This window comes from Gryllotalpicola reticulitermitis, assembly GCF_042651345.1.
In the GTDB taxonomy this organism is placed as follows: domain Bacteria; phylum Actinomycetota; class Actinomycetes; order Actinomycetales; family Microbacteriaceae; genus Gryllotalpicola; species Gryllotalpicola reticulitermitis.
On sequence record NZ_JBHSCN010000014.1, the window covers coordinates 1 to 3,492 of the forward strand.

The 3,492-nt window shown below is 67.2% G+C and carries 5 protein-coding genes; 3 read left to right on the plus strand and 2 right to left on the minus strand.

The genetic code is table 11. The features are described from left to right. The first annotated feature begins 647 nt into the window (after positions 1-647). Both ACFOYW_RS16440 and ACFOYW_RS16445 read left to right on the plus strand, forming a co-directional pair. Positions 648-776, plus strand: coding sequence for a hypothetical protein (locus ACFOYW_RS16440; protein ID WP_390231449.1), 129 nt, complete (start codon positions 648-650; stop codon positions 774-776). A gap of 126 nt (positions 777-902) precedes the next feature. Further along, positions 903-1,295, plus strand: a complete 393-nt coding sequence (locus tag ACFOYW_RS16445) for an ATP-binding protein (protein WP_390231452.1) — start codon at positions 903-905, stop codon at positions 1,293-1,295. Here ACFOYW_RS16445 and ACFOYW_RS16450 read toward each other — a convergent pair. Then, positions 1,202-1,447 (minus strand): hypothetical protein, encoded by a 246-nt coding sequence (locus tag ACFOYW_RS16450; RefSeq protein WP_390231461.1) that lies wholly within the window; start codon positions 1,445-1,447, stop codon positions 1,202-1,204. The two genes, ACFOYW_RS16445 and ACFOYW_RS16450, sit on opposite strands and share 94 nt — an antisense overlap. A gap of 14 nt (positions 1,448-1,461) precedes the next feature. Beyond that, positions 1,462-2,421, minus strand: a complete 960-nt coding sequence (locus tag ACFOYW_RS16455) for a quinone oxidoreductase family protein (RefSeq protein WP_390231455.1) — start codon at positions 2,419-2,421, stop codon at positions 1,462-1,464. 78 nt (positions 2,422-2,499) lie between these two features. Between ACFOYW_RS16455 and ACFOYW_RS16460 the strand changes: the two genes are divergently transcribed. Then, positions 2,500-3,111, plus strand: coding sequence for a TetR family transcriptional regulator (locus ACFOYW_RS16460; protein WP_390231458.1), 612 nt, complete (start codon positions 2,500-2,502; stop codon positions 3,109-3,111). Positions 3,112-3,492: the final 381 nt, after the last annotated feature.

The following is a 3,492-nucleotide window of genomic DNA, read 5'->3' on the forward strand; positions in this document are numbered from 1 at the left end:
CCTCCATCACAACGGGAGAAGCGTCACCACCAAACCCGCCCGAACCGTCACCGATGTGTTGATACCCGAGCGTCACCGATGTCCTGCGACATAACACATTCTCTAACGGTGGGGCGATGTGGGCCGGGTTCCAGAAGCCGGGGCGTGTAGAGGAACGAGAACTGCGGCGGAGCGCGGGCTTGCGGAACCCGGAATGCTAACGGGGCGGGCCGAGGCGCTTTAGACGCATAGCGCGGGCTTCAAGGAGACGTTCAGCGGGCAGTCGGTTTCGGTGTTGCAGTTGACGCCCGCTCACAGGGCATTTCATCGGGCGTGTCTTACGGGCATTCCCGATTCGCGGAGTCCCGCAGCCAACGATCGGGCGGCTGCCCCGTGCGCTGGGCGACCGGCTTGCGTACCGCGACCCGGGGGGCCTGGAACCAGCGGCGCCGATGATCCAAAGTGCATCCGACGTGCCCAGACGAGGTGCGGGCAAGAAACGGCCTAGACCAGGGCCTGCGGGTATTCGAGCCGTCCAGCACACTGGGGGTATGGCATCCTCGAGCCCATCAAATCCCTACGAAGACGCACTGGCCGATTGGCAAGCCGGACAGGACCGGCATCAGTTCGTCACAAACCTCTCCATAGCCACGGCCGCGGAGGTTGCGATGATCGAGAGCATCGGCTGGACCCTCGACCACATGGCCGTCACCTTCGCAGCGCAGCGCGCCTTCGCGGGTTCGGGAATCGACGACGCCGTCGCCGCAAGTCCGTACGGGGCCGTCGTGCCTCAGTGAACCCGAACCGCTGAGGCGGCTTCGTTCGCCGCCCTCGACGTGTAAGCGCGTCGCACCGTTGGTTTCGCGTGATGGCGGAAGCGATCACGCCGCGCCTCGTCAGGTTCGCTGACCTCGCTCCGGCGGATGTTTTACCGCGCGTTCCTCGCCGGGGTGCTGCTGCTGGCCCCGTGTGACTACAGGGCTCGCCGTCGCGTCGAGCACTGTGTCACAGGAGCCGCGTTTCCGCGAGGCAAGCTGCGGCGCGAGTTCGACTTGACTGCCAACTCGAACATCGACCCGGCGACCGTGAACGCGCTCGCCAACTGCCGCTGGGTCAAGCGCTGCGAGGCGTTCTGCTGCATCGAGGATTCTGGGACGGGGAGGTCTCACACGCTGATCGCATTGGGTGCCGAGGCCGCGGCGGCCAGCGCACCCCGACGCCGTCAGTCGGTGCTCCGACTGAACAGGCGCCCGATCCAGTTCTGCCACTCCACCATCACACGGGGCGGCTTGTGGTGGCGCACGCGCGCCTTCTGATTCAAGCTGGTGCCGAGATTGTGGAGTCGCCGGTTCTGCACGGGCCGGCCCTGGAGCGCGGCGCCTTGATGGCCGTGCGGACGATCCTGGTGCCGCGGAACCCCGGGCACGAGGTGGGTGGTTGTGTGCAGGGCGGCTGTGAGCTTGTTCATGAGTTTCTCCTTGTTCAGTCGGGGCTGATGACGAGGCGTGTGCCTCGCAGGTCGGTGCGGGTCCACGCCGCCTCGATCTGGCTGAGCGGCATGGTGGTCACGTCAATGGTGAGCTGACCGCTGCGCACCCAGGTGACGACCTGCTGATAGGCGGCGGCCATGCCGGTGGCCATGTTGCGGGCGGCACCGTAGATTTCCAGACCGGAGGTGCGCAGCGCGTCGGCGCTGAGCTGGACCGCCGGCCCCGCGGACTCGCCGATCTGGACCAGGCGGGTGGGCTTCGGCATGGCGAAGCTCTCGGGGATCAGTGCACGCGTCAGCAGTTCGGTGGGGTGCCCCCAGAGGTAGTCGATCACCACGTCATACCCGTCGCCGGCGGTGTCGCGGAACGCCTGCACCAGGTCGGTGTCCGACGCGACAGTATTGATCACCGCATCCGCGCCGAGGGCGGTCAGCTCCCGCAGGGCGTCGTCGTTACGGCCGGTGGCGACGATGCGCCCGGCGCCGAGGAGCCGGGCGATCTGAACGGCCAGGCGCCCGGCCACACCGGTCGCGCCCTGGACCAGCACCGTCTCGCCCACTTCGAGGCCAGCAGCGGTAGCCATGCTCATCGCGCTGATCGCAGACGAGAGGACCGCGGCGATCGGTGCCTCGATCCCCTCGGGAATCGGCGCCGTGTGACCCGCGGGCACGACCACATACTGCGCAAGCGCACCGTAGGGCGGGGTGAGACCGCCGAAGCCGACGAGGGTTCCGTCCGGCAGGCGGCCGATGCCGTCAAAACACGGAATCGCCGGGAGGGCAGCCTGGAACGGCCCGGCGGTGTAGTGCGTGCCGGCGACGATCGCGCGATCCACGTTCTCGACCGCGACCGCCTCCACGGTCACCCGCACCAGCCCGTCTTCGACCACGGGGTCCGGAAAGTCCTGGTACCGCGGGATGTCGCCCGAATGGTTCACAACCGCGGCCTTCACGTCAGACCCATCTCCCTTACAGTGTTAGAGCAGTAAGGTCTTTCTAACACCGTAAGAGAGATCGTGCAAGGAGCACCCGTGGCGCTGGATCGACAGAAGGTCATCGACGAGGCCCTGCGCCTTCTCGACGACGAGGGTCTCGACGCCGTCAGCCTGCGCCCCCTTGCCGGCCGCCTGGGCGTACAGGCTCCGACGCTCTACTGGCACATCGGAAGCAAGGCCGAGCTCCTCGACGCACTCGCCGACGCCATCATCGATGACGCGATCCAGGCCATTCCCGAGTGCAGTCCCAGGGGCGACTGGGCGGAGTGGCTGCTGGCTGCGCTCGTCGAGCTGCGTGGGGCTCTGCTCCGGCATCGCGACGGCGCTCGCACCGTCTCCGGCGCCCGGCTCTCGCTGCGCCGCGGCGACTTCTCCGAGCTCGCAATATCAACCCTCGTCGATCAGGGAGTCGAGCTGCACCGGGCGCGCCTGATCGTGCTCGCTGGAGAACGCTTCACCCTCGGATACGTTCTGGAAGAGCAATCTCCCGCCGATGACCCGCAGCCGGCCCCCGACATCAACGCGCTCCGGCAGCGCTTCCCCGCCACGACCCAGGCCATCGCCGACTACTTCTCAGCGCCCCGAACCTCGGACGACCTCTACTGCGACATCGCGAAACTCATCCTGGGCTTGCCACAGCAACCGTGACCCTTGCCCCATCCCGGCCGCGACTGCCCCCCGCACAAGCCCGAGCGACATCCGAACTCAGCGAGACACGACTCTCAAACCGACTTACGCGAACAGCGCTAAGTCCTGGTATGAGGCTGCCGGAATGACACGGCCTGCGCCCTGACGGTGACCTCGATCTCGGCCCGATCACGGATGCCGAACCAGCGCTCGGCGCTCGCGCGCCCGTTCTCCGTCAGCACGCTCGACGCGACCGGCTCACGACCGGCGAGACGGATCGCTGCGTTCAGCGCGTCGTGCGGGTCTGTCCGATGAACGGTGTTTCTGGGCTGGCGGTCATTAGTTGATGCGGCCCTCGAAAGCGATCGCGAACGCGTTCAGCGCCGGCTTCCATCTCGTGGC